19 protein-coding genes and 2 pseudogenes are annotated in these 15467 nt (G+C 72.0%); 13 read left to right on the forward strand and 8 right to left on the reverse strand.

What is annotated here, in order from left to right; all coding sequences use genetic code 11:
* Positions 1-78: 78 nt before the first annotated feature.
* From MXD60_RS24325 to MXD60_RS24340, 4 genes and pseudogenes are all read right to left on the reverse strand, one after another.
* Positions 79-426: pseudogene (locus MXD60_RS24325) on the reverse strand (DUF4158 domain-containing protein); the annotation flags it as partial.
* Positions 427-476: 50 nt separating this feature from the next.
* Complete coding sequence (locus MXD60_RS24330) at positions 477-1511, reverse strand: FAD-dependent monooxygenase (protein WP_248821673.1); 1035 nt, start codon at positions 1509-1511, stop codon at positions 477-479.
* A 219-nt stretch (positions 1512-1730) separates the two neighbouring features.
* Positions 1731-2330 carry a cation efflux transmembrane domain-containing protein gene (locus MXD60_RS24335; RefSeq protein ID WP_248821674.1) on the reverse strand — a complete coding sequence of 200 codons (600 nt, stop codon included), beginning with the start codon at positions 2328-2330 and terminating at the stop codon, positions 1731-1733.
* A gap of 76 nt (positions 2331-2406) precedes the next feature.
* Positions 2407-3807, reverse strand: coding sequence for a coiled-coil domain-containing protein (locus MXD60_RS24340; protein ID WP_248821675.1), 1401 nt, complete (start codon positions 3805-3807; stop codon positions 2407-2409).
* Between the two features lie 256 nt (positions 3808-4063).
* Here MXD60_RS24340 and MXD60_RS24345 point away from each other — a divergent pair, with 256 nt between their 5' ends.
* Complete coding sequence (locus tag MXD60_RS24345; protein ID WP_248821676.1) at positions 4064-4618, forward strand: hypothetical protein; 555 nt, start codon at positions 4064-4066, stop codon at positions 4616-4618.
* Between the two features lie 47 nt (positions 4619-4665).
* Positions 4666-5160: a type II toxin-antitoxin system RelB family anti-toxin gene (relB, locus tag MXD60_RS24350; RefSeq protein WP_248821677.1), complete on the forward strand. Its 495-nt coding sequence runs from the start codon at positions 4666-4668 to the stop codon at positions 5158-5160.
* Between the two features lie 119 nt (positions 5161-5279).
* Here the strand turns inward: relB and MXD60_RS24355 are convergent, their stop codons facing one another.
* Positions 5280-6347: an amidase gene (locus MXD60_RS24355; RefSeq protein ID WP_248821678.1), complete on the reverse strand. Its 1068-nt coding sequence runs from the start codon at positions 6345-6347 to the stop codon at positions 5280-5282.
* Between the two features lie 576 nt (positions 6348-6923).
* On the opposite strand from MXD60_RS24355, the gene MXD60_RS30505 reads away from it, so the two are divergent.
* From MXD60_RS30505 to MXD60_RS24380, 5 genes are read left to right on the forward strand one after another with little or no spacing between them, the layout of a single operon-like run.
* On the forward strand, positions 6924-7097 hold the full coding sequence (locus MXD60_RS30505) for a hypothetical protein (RefSeq protein ID WP_248821679.1): 174 nt from the start codon (positions 6924-6926) through the stop codon (positions 7095-7097).
* A 33-nt stretch (positions 7098-7130) separates the two neighbouring features.
* The gene (locus MXD60_RS24365; RefSeq protein ID WP_248821680.1) at positions 7131-7988 is read left to right on the forward strand and encodes a class I SAM-dependent methyltransferase; all 858 of its coding nucleotides are present in this window, start codon (positions 7131-7133) and stop codon (positions 7986-7988) included.
* Between the two features lie 59 nt (positions 7989-8047).
* On the forward strand, positions 8048-8476 hold the full coding sequence (locus MXD60_RS24370; protein WP_248821706.1) for an SgcJ/EcaC family oxidoreductase: 429 nt from the start codon (positions 8048-8050) through the stop codon (positions 8474-8476).
* Positions 8473-8742 (forward strand): NUDIX hydrolase, encoded by a 270-nt coding sequence (locus MXD60_RS24375; RefSeq protein WP_248821681.1) that lies wholly within the window; start codon positions 8473-8475, stop codon positions 8740-8742. The genes MXD60_RS24370 and MXD60_RS24375 overlap by 4 nt, the downstream gene beginning before the upstream one ends.
* A 53-nt stretch (positions 8743-8795) precedes the next feature.
* Positions 8796-9770 carry a Vgb family protein gene (locus tag MXD60_RS24380; RefSeq protein ID WP_248821682.1) on the forward strand — a complete coding sequence of 325 codons (975 nt, stop codon included), beginning with the start codon at positions 8796-8798 and terminating at the stop codon, positions 9768-9770.
* A gap of 46 nt (positions 9771-9816) precedes the next feature.
* Here MXD60_RS24380 and MXD60_RS24385 read toward each other — a convergent pair whose 3' ends face one another.
* Together MXD60_RS24385 and MXD60_RS24390 are read right to left on the reverse strand one after the other, a co-directional pair.
* Entirely contained in the window at positions 9817-10161 is a 345-nt protein-coding gene (locus MXD60_RS24385; RefSeq protein ID WP_248821683.1) for a hypothetical protein, read from the reverse strand.
* 197 nt (positions 10162-10358) lie between these two features.
* Positions 10359-10568: a cold-shock protein gene (locus MXD60_RS24390; RefSeq protein WP_248821684.1), complete on the reverse strand. Its 210-nt coding sequence runs from the start codon at positions 10566-10568 to the stop codon at positions 10359-10361.
* 156 nt (positions 10569-10724) lie between these two features.
* Here MXD60_RS24390 and MXD60_RS24395 point away from each other — a divergent pair, with 156 nt between their 5' ends.
* The 6 genes and pseudogenes from MXD60_RS24395 to MXD60_RS24420 all read left to right on the forward strand — a co-directional run bounded on the left by MXD60_RS24395 (position 10725) and on the right by MXD60_RS24420 (position 13689).
* A complete protein-coding gene (locus MXD60_RS24395; RefSeq protein ID WP_248821685.1) occupies positions 10725-11186 on the forward strand; it encodes a VOC family protein in 462 nt (153 codons plus the stop codon).
* Between the two features lie 108 nt (positions 11187-11294).
* Positions 11295-11564, forward strand: a complete 270-nt coding sequence (locus tag MXD60_RS24400) for a hypothetical protein (protein ID WP_248821686.1) — start codon at positions 11295-11297, stop codon at positions 11562-11564.
* Between the two features lie 4 nt (positions 11565-11568).
* Positions 11569-12126 carry a putative immunity protein gene (locus MXD60_RS24405; protein ID WP_248821687.1) on the forward strand — a complete coding sequence of 186 codons (558 nt, stop codon included), beginning with the start codon at positions 11569-11571 and terminating at the stop codon, positions 12124-12126.
* A 156-nt stretch (positions 12127-12282) separates the two neighbouring features.
* Positions 12283-12543, forward strand: a complete 261-nt coding sequence (locus MXD60_RS24410) for a hypothetical protein (protein WP_248821688.1) — start codon at positions 12283-12285, stop codon at positions 12541-12543.
* A 77-nt stretch (positions 12544-12620) separates the two neighbouring features.
* Positions 12621-12923: pseudogene (locus MXD60_RS24415) on the forward strand (Tn3 family transposase); the annotation flags it as partial.
* Positions 12913-13689, forward strand: a complete 777-nt coding sequence (locus MXD60_RS24420) for a class I SAM-dependent DNA methyltransferase (protein ID WP_248821689.1) — start codon at positions 12913-12915, stop codon at positions 13687-13689. The pseudogene MXD60_RS24415 and the gene MXD60_RS24420, both read left to right, overlap by 11 nt.
* Before the next feature lie 108 nt (positions 13690-13797).
* Here the strand turns inward: MXD60_RS24420 and MXD60_RS24425 are convergent, their stop codons facing one another.
* Positions 13798-15354, reverse strand: coding sequence for an FAD-dependent monooxygenase (locus MXD60_RS24425; protein ID WP_308222590.1), 1557 nt, complete (start codon positions 15352-15354; stop codon positions 13798-13800).
* Positions 15355-15467 lie beyond the last annotated feature (113 nt).

Genomic DNA, 15467 nt, shown 5'->3' on the forward strand with positions numbered 1-15467 from the left:
TTTGTGTCAACTATGATCTCCTCCGGACTGCCCCTATTCTAGTAGAGGCCCCTGTCCGGAATTAACGGGGCACCTCACCCGGTAGCCGAACACCCCCCGGATCTCCCAGGAATGCTCATACGGCGTCTTCGCCCGCTCGACATACCGCTTGACCACCGACGGATCCACCACACCCAGCTGGCCCGCCAGGTAGTCCACGACACCCCACGGCACATCCAGTGGATCCGTCAGGAACGTCCCCAGACAGCGCACCGTCCCCAGCTGCACCGCGAACCCCAGCCGGTTGTGCTCACCGCGATGCCGGCCGACCAGCTTCCGATCACCATCGTCGAGGACGAAGAACCGCTCCAGCTCCGCCCGGTCCGGCTCCCCGACGAACCGCCCGTACGCCGCAACCTGCTCATCACTCAGAAACTCCACCGGCACGAACGATCAACGTAGACCAGTCCGAACCGGACCCAGCCAGCGGTCGCCGCTTAACGCCAATTTCCGTACCGATCCTCCTCGACCCCCGTGATCGCCGCGACCTGCGGTCGGCGTTCCCGTTCGTAGTCGTCGAGTGACGCCGGCCCGCACACGCCGGCGAGGACCTCCCTCAGCCGCCAGGCCAGCGCGGCGACGTCGCGGACACCCGAGGCGAGTCCCTGCCCGGCGAACGGCGGCATGGTGTGCGCCGCGTCGCCGGCGAGCAGCACGCGCCCGACCCGCCACCGGCCCGCCATCCGCGCGTGGAACGTGTAGACCGCGGCCCGCTCCACCGTGACCGTCGCCGGGTCGATCCACGGCGCGAGGAGCCGGGCGACCGTGTCGGGGCGGGTCATCTGGTCGGTGTCCTCGCCGGGGCGCAGCATCCACTCCCAGCGGTGCCCGCCGGGCATGGGCATGGTGACCGCCGGCCGGCGCGGATCGAGCACGAACGCGATCTCGGGTGCCACCGGCAGCGGCTCGGCCGAGCGCACGTCCACGACGAGCCATGGCTGCGCGAAGGTCGTGCCCGCATAGCCGGCGCCGATCAACGAACGCACCGTGCTGGGCGCCCCGTCGCAGCCCACCACCCAGCGGGCCTCGACCACGCTGGCGTCGTCCAGCTCCACCCGCACCGTTTCGGCGCCCTCCCGTAGCCCGCGCACCCCCACCCCGAGACGGACCTCCACCGACGGGATGGCGGCGATACCGGCGCGCAGCGCACGTTCGACCGACGGCTGGTGGATGAACGCCCCGACGGGCACGCCGAGTTCGGCCGGACCCTGGCCGGCGGCGAGCAGCAGGCGCCGGTCCGGTCCGACGAACGTCGCCCGCCGCGAGGAGCGGACCTCCGCGAGCAGTCCGGCCATCCCGGGAAGACCCACCAGCAACCGCAGCACCTCCTCGTCCAGGCCCGCGGCGCGGGGACGGGGATAGGCGCCCGGCGCCCGGTCCACCGCCAGCACGGACACCCCGCGCTCACCGAGCAGCGCGGTGAGCACCGCACCCACCGGGCCGAATCCGGCCACCAGCACGTCCACCGTCACCGCGACCCCCTCACCCGTTCCTTCTACGTAGCGTAGAAGAAGCGGGTGGGTCACGCCGACGAACTCGGCGACGACGAACTCGGCGACGACGAACTCGGCGACCAGGACGCCGCGGGCGGGCCGCGGCTACCGACCCGCTCGGGCGACATCAGTGGGTGGGCCTGCCGAACCAGCGGGAGAGATGGTCGTCCAGGTCCTTGGCTGTGGGCACCCGTCGATTCAGTGCCCGGGCAGGAAGATCTCCTTCACTTCGCGTGCCGCGTAGTACACCAGCACATAGCCGGCCGCCGGGTCGGCCCACCACCAGCCGGCCAGGGCGTTGAGGATCAGACCGAGCAGCACCGCCGCCGCGAGCAGCCCATCCACCAGCGTGACCCGGCCCTCGGTTCTGAGCACCGGATTGTCCAGCGCTGTGCCGGTGCGGGTTTTCCCCGCGGCGAGCGCGACCATGACCGCGGCGGTCACCGCCGTCCAGGCGATGCCCAGCGGCGAGTGGCGCGGGTGAGAGCCGGCGGCCAGCACCCAGGTGGACTGTGCGAGCAGGTAGAGCGCGAGCAGCGCGAAGCCCGCGCCGATCAGCCTGAGCGCGCGGCGTTGGCGCTCGGCGCCGGTACCGGACAGCTCCCAGATCACCACGGTGGACGCGCCGATCTCGATCAGGGAATCGAGGCCGAACCCGGCGAGCGCCACCGACCGCGCGCCGATCGCCGCGACGGCGAGCACCGCGATACCGACCACGTTCCAGCCGAGCGTGGCGTACTCCAACGCGAAGCCCCGGCGCAGCAGGGCCGGGCGTGCCCTCGCATCTCTGCCGATCATCATGGCCGCCATGACGACCGGGCCACAGCCGGAACGTCGCGTGCGGAGGTGTCCGCGCGGGCATCCGACCAGGGCGTCATCCGCCCGCGCCGGCGGGTGGGGTGGGGGTGCGCAGGGCGCGGAGTTCGGCGGCGAGGTCGTCGGCCTGGCGTTCGGCGCGTTCGGCCCGCAGGCGCGCCTCGGCGCGGGCGTCGGCGAGGACCGTGAGGCGTTCGGCGGCGGCGTGGCGTTCGGTGTCGAGGCGGGCGTCGCATTCGGCGCGGATCCGGTCGGCGTCCGCGGCGGCGGCGGCGCGGGCGCGTTCGGTGTCGGCGGCGGCCTGTTCGCGCAGGCGGGTGAGGTCGGCGTCGGCGCTCTGGCGGGCGCGCAGTGCCTCGGCGCGTTCGGCGCGGATGTCCTCGCGCAGCGCGTCGCGTTCGGCGCGTAGTTCGGCGAGGATCCGCGCGTCGCGTTCGCCGTCGCGGCGCAGCCGGGCGAGTTCGGCCTCGGCCTGCTCGCGGGCGGCGAGGGCGTCGGCGACGCGCTGGTCGGCCTGGGCCTGGGCCGTCTCGACGAGTGCCTGCGCGTCGGCGCGGGCGGAGGCGATGTCGGCGCGGGCGGCCTCGAGGGCCGCGGTGATCGCGGCGTCGGCGTCGGCGCGGGCGGTCTCGGCGGCCTCGGTCGCGTGTCGCAGGCCGCAGGTGGCGTCTTCCAGGCGCCGTTCGGCCTGGTCGAGGGCGGCGACCGCCTCCGCGGCGACCGCGTCGGACTCGGCGCGCGCGGCCTGCGCGGCACGGGCGTTCTGTTCGGCGCGCACCGCGCGGGTCACCGCCTCGGCGACGCGTTCGGCGGCTTCGGCTTCCGCGGCCTCGACCTGCGCCTCGGCGGCGGTGATGTCCCCGAGCAGCGCCATCTGCCGGCCGAACGCGTCCAGGGTGCGGGTCAGCTCGCCGGTCAGGGACTGCACCTGACCGGCGAGTTCCTCGGCGCGGGCCCGCCCCGCCGCCAACGGCCGCGCCCCGTCGCGGGCCGCCGCCTCGCCGCGCCCGCCCGCCGCGTCGCGCCGGCCCGTCTCGCCGGCACCGCGGGCCGCCAGCTCCCGGCGGCGCCGGTAGGCCGCCAGTCGGTTGTGCGCCGGATCGGCGCAGTACCCCGGCGGACGCCCGGGCCCCTCGGCGGCGGCCGCCGGCCGTGTGCAGCCGGGAAACGCACACCGCGGCGCCGGGGCTGACCCCTCACCCGAGGTGCGGTCGGCCGTCACGTCGACGTGACCGCTGTCGCCGCCGGACGGCGACGGCGGTGACTCGGCGCCGTCCAGCACGGCCTGCGGTTCTCGCGCCGCCGCGTCGGCGGCGTCCGCGGATTCGGCGTACGCCCGCGCCGACTCCACCGCGCCCTGCGCGGGCGCCTCGCCGAGCGGCCGGGGGAGCGCGGTGAACGACCCGTCCGGCTCCGACGGTTCCTCCCGCTGACGCGGCGTGCGGGGCACCCGGCTCATCACGATCCCTCCCTGTCACCACCACCCACCAAGCCGTTACGTTTCGACTCCTGGGTGATACGTAAGTGAGTATCGTTATACCGCACGACAGAACGCTACGCATCAACCGGTCTGCGCGTGTCCCACGCTGACGCGCGATAACGCTCGCTTATCGCGCGCCAGGATAGCCGGCGGCCCGAGGGGGGAACGTCGGGCCCGGTCGGCGAACTTGCCATAGTGGAAAGTTCGAGTCACACTTTCCACTATGGAAAACACGATGGCGGTGCCCACTCCCGACGATGCTGCCGCTGCCCTGGCCGAGGCGGGTGCCTCGCGGGCACAGCTGGCCGGCGGCCTCGGGCTGCCGTCCTGCTTCCACAGCTCGATCGGCGTGACGGTGGCTCTGCAGATCGCCGCGGCCGCCGTGGAGGTCGCCTTCGACACCGGCTGGACCCGACTGCTCGCCGTCGCCGCGGCCGCCCTGTTCGCCCTGACGGCGGGCGTTCAGCTGTCCCGGTTCCGGCGGCTCAACGGGGTGCGGATCGGGGGACTCACCAGCCGGGTCGTGCTCGGCACGGGGTGGGCCGCGGCGAGCTCGTACGCGGTGGCGCTCGGTGGCGCGTTCTGGGCTGCCCTCACCGGCCGGTGGTGGCTGGTGGCCCTGTGCGCGTGTGCCGGGGGACTGGCCTACGCGGGCAGCGGCCGACGGTGGTTGCGTCTCTACCGGAGGGACCCGGCGGCGCACGCTCGCGGCGAACCGGCCGGGTGGCTGGTGGTCCTCTCGGCCCTCGCGCTGGCCGTCCTGGCGCTGCTGGTGCTGGTCGGCCGCTGATGCCCCAACTGGATGCCCACCTGCAGGCACCGGCCCGGCTGAGACTGATGACCATGCTGACCGCCGTGTCCGAAGCAGAGTTCTCGACCCTTCGCGACAGCCTTGAGGTCAGCGACTCGGTGCTGTCCAAACACGTGGGCGCTCTCGCGTCGCTCGGCTACGTCGGGAGCCACAAAGGAGTTCACCGCGGCCGACGAACCACGTGGATCTGGCTGACCGCGCCCGGCCGGGCCGCCCTCGGCGCCCACGTGGCCGCACTGCGCGAGGTCATCGCCGGGGAGCAGGCGGATCCCGGTCGTCGCACTGATCTTCAGGTCGCGGCGGGTCCGATGAGCAACCGGCTACGCGAGCTGCGGGCCGCGCGGCACTGGACCCAGGCGGACCTGGCCGACCGCCTCGACATCTCCGAACAGACAGTCAACGCCATCGAAACGGGCCACTTCGACCCGAGCCTGTCCCTGGCCTTCACAATCGCCGCGGTGTTCAAGGGCCGGATCGAGGACCTGTTCTTCCCCGCCGCGGACACCGGCCCCGAGACATGATCGTCTGGGACATCGCCATCCTCGACGAGTCCAATACGTGAGCGTCGCGTCTGGCAGGGGTGGGAACCGAGTACACCAGAAAGGGGCCGTGGCGATTGTTTCCGCACCTCATCCTCACCTCATCCGCGACGGCCACCCGGTAGTACGCCCTGCCTCGGTGCCTGGAAGCCGCCGATCTGCTGCTCGAGCAGTTCGGCCAGCCGCAGCGGGGTGCGGTCCTCGAACATCGGACCGATGAGCTGCACTCCCACCGGCAGGCCCGCGCAGGGCCGGCCCGCTGGTATGGCGGTGGCGGGCAGACCGGGCATGGTGGCCAGACCAGCCCAGACAAGCTGGTCGAAGTACGGGTACTCGACGCCGTCGATGTCGATCCGGCGTTCCAACAGATCGGGGTTGTGGTCGTGCGGGAACGCGGGAGTCGGCGTGATCGGGCACACCACGGCGTCGAACTCGGCGAAGAGCTGCCGCCAGCCGTGACGGTGAAGCTCGCGATGGTTGTTCGCCTCGATCCAGTCGCGGTGGCGCAGCACCATCCCGCGCAGCCGCGCCGCGTCGAGACTCCGGTCGTCTGCGCTCAGGCCGGCGGCGCGGGTCCGCAGCTGCTCGTACGCGTCGACGGGGAAACGCGCAACGGAGCCCGAGAACAGCAACCGCGTGTAGAGCGTCGCGGCTTCGGCCAGGTCGGGCAGCAGCGGGCTGTGCCGTTCGACGCGGGCGCCGCCGTCGACAAGCGCGTCGGCCACCCGGTTCACGCCCGCCCGCACAGCGGACCCGGTCGCAATCAACGGATGCTCGTCGAGGACCAGGACCCGGAAGTCGCTCAGCCGCTGGTGGCGTGCCCGCGGCAGGGTCAGCTCGTACGCCACGCCGAGCGTGCGCGGGTCCGGCCCGGCCATGACGTCGAGCAGGAGCGTGAGGTCGCGGGCGGTGCGTGCCATCGGACCGACGACGGCGAGGTCGAGGTCGACCGGCAGTGCCGGCGTGGCGGGCGCGACCATACCGCGGCTCGCCGCCAGCCCGCGTGTCGGCTTGTGCGCGTAGACACCGCAGAAGTGCGCGGGGGTGCGCAGCGAACCGGCGATGTCGGAGCCGAGGGACAGCGCGCCGAATCCAGCCGCCAGGGCCGCCGCTGATCCGCCGGAGGACCCGCCATGAATCCGACCGTATCGACCTCTGAAAGAGGCCATAAAACGCGGATTCGCACAACGGGATGGATGACTCAACTCATCATGTTGCTCTCCGGCCACGGAAAACTCGCCCGACCGCTGGCCATGGCGACGCGCGGCAGCCTGGCGCACCCACGGAAGATGGTCACGACGGAGGCGCCCCGGCGCCCCGATCGATGGCGATATGACACGGGAACCCACCCCGACCAACGATTGCCGCGCACCGTGATTCTCATACATGACCAGTTGTGACAGCTCCGCGAGCAGCCCGATCCGTCAGGGCCCAAAGCCTGGGCCGACGGGTGTGCTGTCCGCGGCCGGCTGGGGATGGTGCTGCCTCGCTCTGGCCGGCGCGGGCCTTGAACCGGCGAGGAGGACTTGTGACGATCGCCGTAGGGCGAAGTCCTCGGTTTCTGCCTGGTTGCCCGTCATCCTGGCCGACTTCGTCGGCACGCCCGTGGCGGATCTCGAGGTGCGGTTGATCGACGTCGACCCGGCGCGGCCCGGCGACCTCGCGGGGCTCGATCCGACCGTCAGGGACTGGATCCTCACCACACCATCGCGCTGCAGTTCCTGCTGCAGTGGGACGACAAGGGGATGGAACGCCAGCCGATCCTGGACCTGTTCGACGCCTTCGGCACCAGGGAGAAGACGCTGCATGCCAATCTGGGCGGGCACACCGGCACACCGGCACCCGGTGGTTCGAGCCGGCCCTGCGCGCTGGCGGTGGCCAGCGGGTGTGCGCATCGCGTCGCCGTCCACCGGTTGTGACCACCGGCCGGGGGCAGCGGCATAATGCCGGCTGTGCTCGACTGGTCGCACAACGTCTACTATCAACGGCTGCTGCTGCGCCACCTGCCGCGGCCCTGCCGGCGGGTGCTCGATGTCGGCTGTGGCACCGGAGCGTTCGCGGCCCGGCTCGCCGAGCGCGTCGACCAGGTCGACGCCGTCGACCGCTCCGAACGGATGATCGAACAGGCCAGGCGGCACACCCCCCACAACGTCACCTGCGTTCTCGCCGACGTGCTGGTCGACCCGCTGCCGGGCAAGGACTACGACGCCATCGTCTCGATCACCGCGCTGCACCACCTGCCGCTGGCCGACGCGCTGGAGGTGCTCGCGGCCGCGCTGCGCCCGGGCGGGGTCCTTGCCGCCGTCGTCCTTCCCCGGGTGGACCTGCGCCGGGAGTGGCCCGTCGAGATCATCGCGATGGTCGGACACCGCCTGCTGGGCGTCATCTTCCTCGCGAACAGGCTGCTGCGGGGCACCGACCCGTTCGCGAAGGAGCGCCATGTGGACACGGGCATGCCCGTGGTCATGGATCCGCCGCTGACCACGCGCCAGGCCGCCCGCGTGGCCGCCGGGGTGCTGCCCGGCGCGCGGGTGCGACGGCTGCTGTTCTGGCGTTACCTCCTGGTCTGGGAGAAACCGATCCTCCACGACAACAACCCCGCCGCCGCGGCGCCGACGTCGCCGACGCTGGACGCCAGGTCCCAGGTGTCCGCGTCCTGCCTGGCCGACGTCACTGCCCGTGCGCGAACTGATCGCCATGCCCGCACGTCAGAACGCGGGACCCACGCGAACGGATCTCCCCCCTGGGCCCGGCCGGGTGGCGGGCGTGCGTCGGTCGATCCCGGCGGGGCGCTGGGCCGGCCGCGCTGACCCGACGGCGCGTCGACACCCTTGACCTCATGTGCGATTCAGGTTGCACCGTGGTCGTCATGATGACGGCTGACGCCTTTGACGACCGGGCCCGCGAGGCCGAGATCACGGCGATCAGAGGGGTGGTCGCCACGCTCGAGCACTCCCAGCAGAACGAACTGCCCGAGGAGTTCATCGGCCTGTTCCGCTCCGACGCCATCTGGACGACCGCCCACGGACTTCGCCTGTTCGGCCGCGACGAGATCTCGGTGTTCACCCACCGGGTGCTTCCCGGGGCGATGACGGACCTCACGGCCACCTACGAGGTGGTGCACGTGCTGTTCATCCGACCCGACGTCGCCGCGGTGAAGGTGCGCCAGCGCTACCTGAGCGCAGGCGGCCAGCCGATCGACGGCCAGCACGAGGGCAGCCCGCTCTACGTCATGGCCAAGGAGGACGGGCAGTGGCGCCTGGTCGCCTGCCAGAACACCACCGTCCTGCACGGGTGAGCGGGGAAGTACTCAGCTCCGCGGGCCGGGAACCTTCCCGGCGGGCGGCCCCGCTTTCACCATCCCCGACACTGACCATCCACAAAACCCTCTACACCGCCACCACCCCCACCACCACGGTGACCATCAGCGACGAACATCAGAATCACCGGTGGATACCGCCCTCCCAGGTCCTCGACGCCCTGCACTGGGACAGCAACCGCGACACGTGGGCACTCGTCACCGCGAACGAGGACGGTGTCGGTGGCATCGCGCGCGGAAGGTAGGCCGGTGGCCGCAGCGCTGCCCATGTCGAGCGAGGAGACCGAGGAGACCGAGGATGCCCCAGCCAGGCAGCATCACGATCCACGAAACGGTGATAGCGGAACCCGGGGCCGGCCCCTACGACGTGACCCGCGGCCCCGACGGGGCGCTGTGGATCACGATGGTCCACGCCGGCCGGATCGCGCGGCTGACCGACGACGGCCAGCTCGACTCCTACCCGCTCACCCCGGCCGGCTGCGGCCCGTCGATCATCACCACGGGCCCGGATGGCGCGCTGTGGTTCACCCGGAACCGCGACCACCGGATCGGCAGGATCACCCCGGGCGGCGAGACCAGCTCCTTCGACGTTCCCACGCCCGAGGCAGGCCCGTTCGGGATCACCACCGGCGCCGACGGCGCCCTGTGGTTCACGGAGATGAACAGCGACCGGATCGGACGGCTCGACCCCGAGGACGGCACGGTCACCGAACATCCGCTTCCCGTCGCGGGCGCCTTCGCGGCGGCGATCACCGCGGGGGTCGACGACGCGCTCTGGTTCACCCTGAACCAGGCGAACGCGATCGGGCGCATCACCCTCACCGGGCAGATCACGCTGCACCCGCTGCCCACCGCCGGCGCGGCCCCGGTCGGAATCTGCCGCGACACCGACGGCGCCCTGTGGTTCGTCGAGATCGCCGCCGGCCAGATCGGCCGGCTGGGCCCGGGCGGCCGGGTCGAGGAGTTCCCCCTGCCCGACCGCGCCGCCCGACCCCACGCGATCACCGCCGACCCGACCGGCGACGGCTGCTGGTACACCGCCTGGGCTACCGGCCGCGTCGGGCACATCAGCCCGAACGGCCACATCGAGGAGTTCGACCTGCCGACGTCGACCGGGGAGCCGCACGGCCTGACCGTCACCCCGGACGGCACCGTCCACGTTGCCCTCGAGGCGGGCCTGCTCGCGCGCCTGGCGCGGCAGCAGCCCGGCGGGGCGCAGGCGTCCGTGCGGGCGGCGCGCGGCGACGGGCGCGACCCGCACGGACCTGCGTGAAAGACCGTTGTCGGCGGCGTTGTCAGCGGCGTTGTCGGCGGCGTTGTCAGCGGCGCCGAACACCCGGCCGGTACACCGGGCGCGGCCGGTAGACCTTCGGCGGCGTGTGGACCACACCGACACCAGCCCCGTACACGGCCGTGGTCCCGGAGCTGGAGGTGGTCCCGGAGCTGGACGGGGACCCGGAACTGGTCGAGGTCCCGTAGACCACGCCGGCCCGATAGGTCGTGCTGGGCGGGTACACCCGGCGGGGCCCGACGGCGACACCACGCCCGTGCACGCCGCCGACTCCCAGCGGCCGGGCCTGCGCCGCGCTCGCCGGGACGAGCGCGAAGGCCGCGGCGGCGAGGAGCAGAGCGAGCATCGGCAACAACGTCCTCTTGACGATCATGTTCGGTTTCCCGTCGTTGGGTCGCGGCTCGTGCAGACGCCGCTGGACACTGGACGGTGGCCACCTCGTCACGGCAACGTCACCCATGGGACGGGTTCGATCGCCGTCGGTTACATCATGCGGGATGGGTGCCGGGTGCGCCACTGCGCCCGGTGCGTCCGGCCGCGGCCGTGGTGTGCCGCGAGCGTCGGGTGGGGCTAGGCGAGTTCGACCTCGTCGGCCTGCATGCCCTTCTGGCCCCGGACCACGACGAAGGTGACGGCCTGACCTTCCTGGAGACTCTTGAAGCCGTCGACCTGGATCGCCCTGAAGTGGACGAAGAGATCGTCGCCGCTCTGCGGGGTGATGAACCCGTACCCCTTCTCATCGTTGAACCACTTCACCACACCACTCTGCCGATTACTCATACGTCTCATGCCCTCACTCAAAGTGCCGATCACGTCGCGGTTATTCTGCACCTCGGCGGGACGGCTGTCCTCACAACCCGCGCTCCGCTCCAGACAGCCGGACGGAGCACCCGTCGCGCCGAACCGCGCACCAGCGCAGCGCCGGAGGAGGAACCCATGGCACACGTACGACGGTTCGACCATGTCGGCATCACCGTCGCGGACCTCGACACGGTGACGGCGTTCTTCGTCGGACTGGGCCTCGAGGTCGCGTGCGCGCGGATGGTCGTCGAAGGCGAGTTCCTCGACACGGTCATCGGCATCCCCGACGCCCGCACGGAGATCGTCATGCTGCGCCCGCCGGGCGGCGGCACCTGCCTGGAGCTTTCGAGCTTCCACCGTCCCGACCACGTGCCGGGATCGCCCGCCGCGATGGCCCATGAGCTGGGTCTGCGCAACGTGGCGTTCGAGGTCGACGATCTCCAGGCGGTCGTCGACCGGCTGGCCGCCGACGGCTATGGGCTGGTCGGCGGCATCGGCCAGCACGAGCAGACCTGGCGCATGGCCTACATCCGCGGCCCCGAGGGCATCATCGTGGCCCTCGCCCAACGGATCGACGGACCAACGCCATCGCCGTGACGGACCTGAGACGCCGCGGGAGCGCGTGACGTCCCGCGCGGGACACGGGTGCGGCTGGCGGGTGCGGCTGGCGGGTGCGGCTGGCGGGCGCGGCGCGGGCGACGCCGGGTGGCGGGCGGTGGGGAGAAGGCCCGCCGCCACCTGCGGCTCGCAAAGGCGCCGGTGACGCTCGCGGCGGCAGTCGAGGTGCTGCTGGAGGCCGCCGGCCGGGACCCGATCGCCCTGTGCACGTTGCCGTGGCTGGGGTTCGTGCCGGACGACGTGACGTCGGCGCCGCAGGCGGCGGTGGTGCGGTTGGCCGCTGCGCGCCGCCGTTGCCACGTGATCATAGGCATGACCCCGGCCGCGCCGCGACAGGCCCTCCGCGCGCAAGGATGACGCCATGGCGGATGACTCCACGACGATCGAGCTCAGCCGGTCCGAACTGCGCGCGGTCGTCGGCTGTGCGGCGGCGTGCGCGCGGCCTGCCCTGGCGGTCTTCGAACGTGAACGCCCTGACGACCGGCGTCCACGAGCCGCGATCGACGCTGCGCAGGTGTTCGCGGCGGGAGCCGAGCGGACCAGGGCGATGCGGGACAGCTCGTGGTCGGCACACCGGGCGGCCCAGGAGACCCGGGAGGCAGGACAGGCTGCGGCGAGCGACGCGGCGCGCGCCGCCGGCCACGCGGCCGGTGCGGCGTTTCTCCATCCCCTGGCACAGGCCACTCAGGTCAGGCACATCCTCGCCGCGGCAGCTCATGCCGCACGGGCGCTCGAACTCGCCGCCGGAGACGATCCCACCGTCGGGGCCGACCACATCGCCTGGTCGCGGATCCTCGCGCGTCCCGTGGTGGCGGACGTCCTGAGGCGCTACCCCGTCGCTCCGCGTGGCGGTGGGCGGGTCGCGGAACTGATCTGCCAGCTGGACGCGTCGCTCCAGCTGGACGCGTCGCTGCGGTGATCCCGACGGTGTGCTGATGCACGAGTGCCGTCGCTCTACCGGATAACAGACCCTTGTCCGTAACCTGATCCACACCGGGGCCTGGTGGCCAGCACGAACGCCGCGGCCGCCGGGACGCGACTCATGCGCGTTATCCGGTAGGTCGACCGAGGCGAGGTGGGAGCGACCAGGATCGACACTCGGCGCGCCGCCGTCGAGGCGTTCCTCGACTCGCCGACGATCAGGGGTGACCCGCACACGCTGCGCGCCTGCACGAACGTGCTCGACCGGACCGCCGAACTTCTCGGACCGGACCGGGCGCTCGCCGACGTCACCGACGACAGGGCCGGCGACGCGCTGACCGGGCTGTGGGGCGCGGCGAAGTCGGCGACCTGGAACCGCAACCGCGCCGTGGTCGGCTCCTGGCTGACCTGGTGAGCCACCCGCCAGCACCGGATCACCCCGAGGTGCCCGCGGCCGCCGAACGGCCGCCGTGAGCACAACGCCCGGCCGAACCGGAGTACTTCGGCGCGAACCGGGGCGTGACCTGGCTCAACGCAGTAAACGACCAGGCTGCGGGGCTCGGCGCCAAGGTCGTGTGCGGGACCGCGCGGGACTCCCTGCACCTGCTCGACGTCCTGTTCAGCCAGGAGGGCGGCCCACGCCCCGAGATCGTGGTCGCCGACACCGCGTCCTACAGCGACCTGGTCTTCGGGCTGATGCAGCTGCTAGGCATGTCCTACCGGCCGGTCCTGTCCGACCGGCGGCTGTGGCGGACGGAGCCGGAGAAGGAGGCTGAACCAGCTCGTGACCAGTAGTGAGGACCTTTTCCGATGGGACAATGCGGCCGAGGTCTACGCGCGGACGGTCGGTGGGGACGACGACAGCTTCTACCGGAGGTTGGCACCCTTCCTGCGCCACCAGTTCGGTGACGTCACCGGCCTGAGCATCCTCGACCTCGGCTGCGGACACGGGTGGCTGACCGCGCTTCTGCGCCAGGCGGGAGCCCACGTCGTCGGCGTCGACGGCAGTACCGCTCTGATCGACATCGCTCGGTCCCGATACCCGGGCATCGACTTCCAGACGCATGACCTCACCGCCGGGCTGCCGTCCCCGCCACGGACCTACGACCGCATCGTGTCCCACATGGTCCTGATGGACATCCCGGTACTGGACCGGCTCCTGGCCGACGTCACGAGTGCACTGTCCCGGGACGGGGTGTTCGTCTTCTCCATCCTGCATCCCTGCTTCTTCGACCAGGCTCCAGTCCAGGACGCCGACACCGGCCAGTGGCACCGCCACGTACGCGGATACCTCGAGCACGAGCAACGCTGGATCGCTTCCTTCGGCGGCCACACCCACTACCACCGGCCACTGTCCTGGTATGTCGACCGCCTGGCCGCCCACGGGCTGGCCGTCACCGGTCTGCATGAGCCAGCCACGTTGCCCGCCCATCGGCGTCCCGCCACGCAGTGGAGCGACTACGAACGCTGGTTCGCCACGATCCCCACCATGATCGCCCTGGCCTGTCGCCCCCTCTTCCAGCAGACGCGGAACGGGACCCGCTCCGGGGTGCGAGAGTGATCAGTGCGTCAGGTTGGGGTACACCCCAACACCACGCGATCGACTGGCCCGACAAGTGTCAGCGTGGAGTCCTCGTCGGGGTTTCTGGGCGCAGGTCCACTCGGTGGTCTACGCCCGGCGCTGACCCGACGGTTCGGCGGGGGGCGCTGAGCCGGCGGGGGCGCCGAACCACGTGGGCAGCGCGCCGAGCAGATCCCGCTGGTCGTCGCCGATCCAGGCCACGTGACCGTCCGGGCGTAGCAGCGCCGCGGGGACGTCGAGTTCCTCGCTGACCTCGACGACGTGATCGACGCGGTCCGCCCAGCCGGCGACCGAGAGCCGGCCTGTCTGGTCGAGCAACAGGCCGCGACCGGCGTGCGTCAGCGCGTAGAGGCGGCCCCGCGTGAGCCCGATGTCCCGTATTCGCCGCCCGAGCAGACGATGGTCCGTGCCCTCCTTGTCGTCTCCGTCGCCAGCCTTGTCGTTGTCCTCGCCGGGGTTGTCGGGCCCCGCGCCGACGTCACCGGGTTGCTGGCCGAGGTCGTAGCGGATCCCGATCGCGGTGATCTTCTCGATCAGGTGGTGGTTCACCTCGTCGAGGTTCACCAGTTCGGCCAGCAGCCGGCGGACGGCCTGGGGGCCGGGTTCGGGGGACAGCAGCTGCATCTGCGCGCGGGTGTTGTCCAGCACGTCGGCGGCGACCGGGTGCCGTTCGGTGTGGTAGCTGTCCAGCAGCCCGCACGGTGCCCAGCCGTGGACGTCGGCGGCGAGTTTCCAGCCGAGGTTGAACGCATCCTGCAGGCCGAGGTTGAGGCCCTGCCCGCCGGTCGGCGGGTGGATGTGCGCCGCGTCGCCGGCCAGCAGGACCCGGCCGGTGCGGTACCGCTCGGCGAGCCGGGTGGCGTCGCCGAACCGGGACAGCCAGCGCGGGGAGTGCACACCGAAGTCGGTGCCGGCGAACACCCGCAGCCGCGCGGCGAACTCCTCGATGGTCGGCGGGACCGTACGGTCCTCGGCCACCCGCTCGGCGGGCACGATGATCCGATACAGCCCGTCCGCGAGGGGGATGGCCCCGAAGCGCTGGTGGGTCCTGCGGACGTCGGCGATCACGTCGGTCAGCGTCCGCGCCGGCACGGCGATTTCCACCTCCCCGAGCAGCGTCTCGACCCTGGTGGGCTCGCCGGGGAAGGCGACGCCGAGCAGTCTGCGCACCGTGCTTCGGCCGCCGTCGCAGCCGACGAGGTAACGCGCACGCAGCCGGGTGCCGTCGGCCAGCTCGGCGGTGACGCCATGGTCGTCCTGGGTCAGCCCGACCAGTCCGCAGCCGCGGCGGATCCGCGCGCCGAGCTCGGTGGCATGCTCAGCCAGCAGACGCTCGGTGACGGTCTGCGGGATGGCCAGGACATACGAATGGGCGGTGTCGAGCCGGGCGGGCCACGATGTGGCCAGGCCGGCGAAGAAACCACCGACGGCGACCTGCCGGCCGAGTGGGAGGAACCGCTCCAGCAGGCCACGCTGATCCAGCACCTCAATGCTGCGTACGTGCAGGCCGAGCGCGCGGGCGTGCCCGGTCGGCGCCGCCAGCCTCTCCAGCACGACCGTACGCACGCCGTGCAGGCGCAGCTCGCCGGCCAGCATCAGGCCCGTCGGTCCGGCACCGGCGATGATGACGTCGGCGTCCGTCACCGACCGCCCCTCTCGCGGTCTTTCCCCGCGCCCCCGCGCGACTCGGTTGTCCCTCGCAACGCTGGCATTCCCTGACTCCCCTGTTCCGTGGTTTCTGGCCTCGGCCGGGGATT

Origin of the sequence: Frankia sp. AgB32 (assembly GCF_023243045.1) — a bacterium.
In the GTDB taxonomy this organism is placed as follows: Bacteria; Actinomycetota; Actinomycetes; order Frankiales; family Frankiaceae; genus Frankia.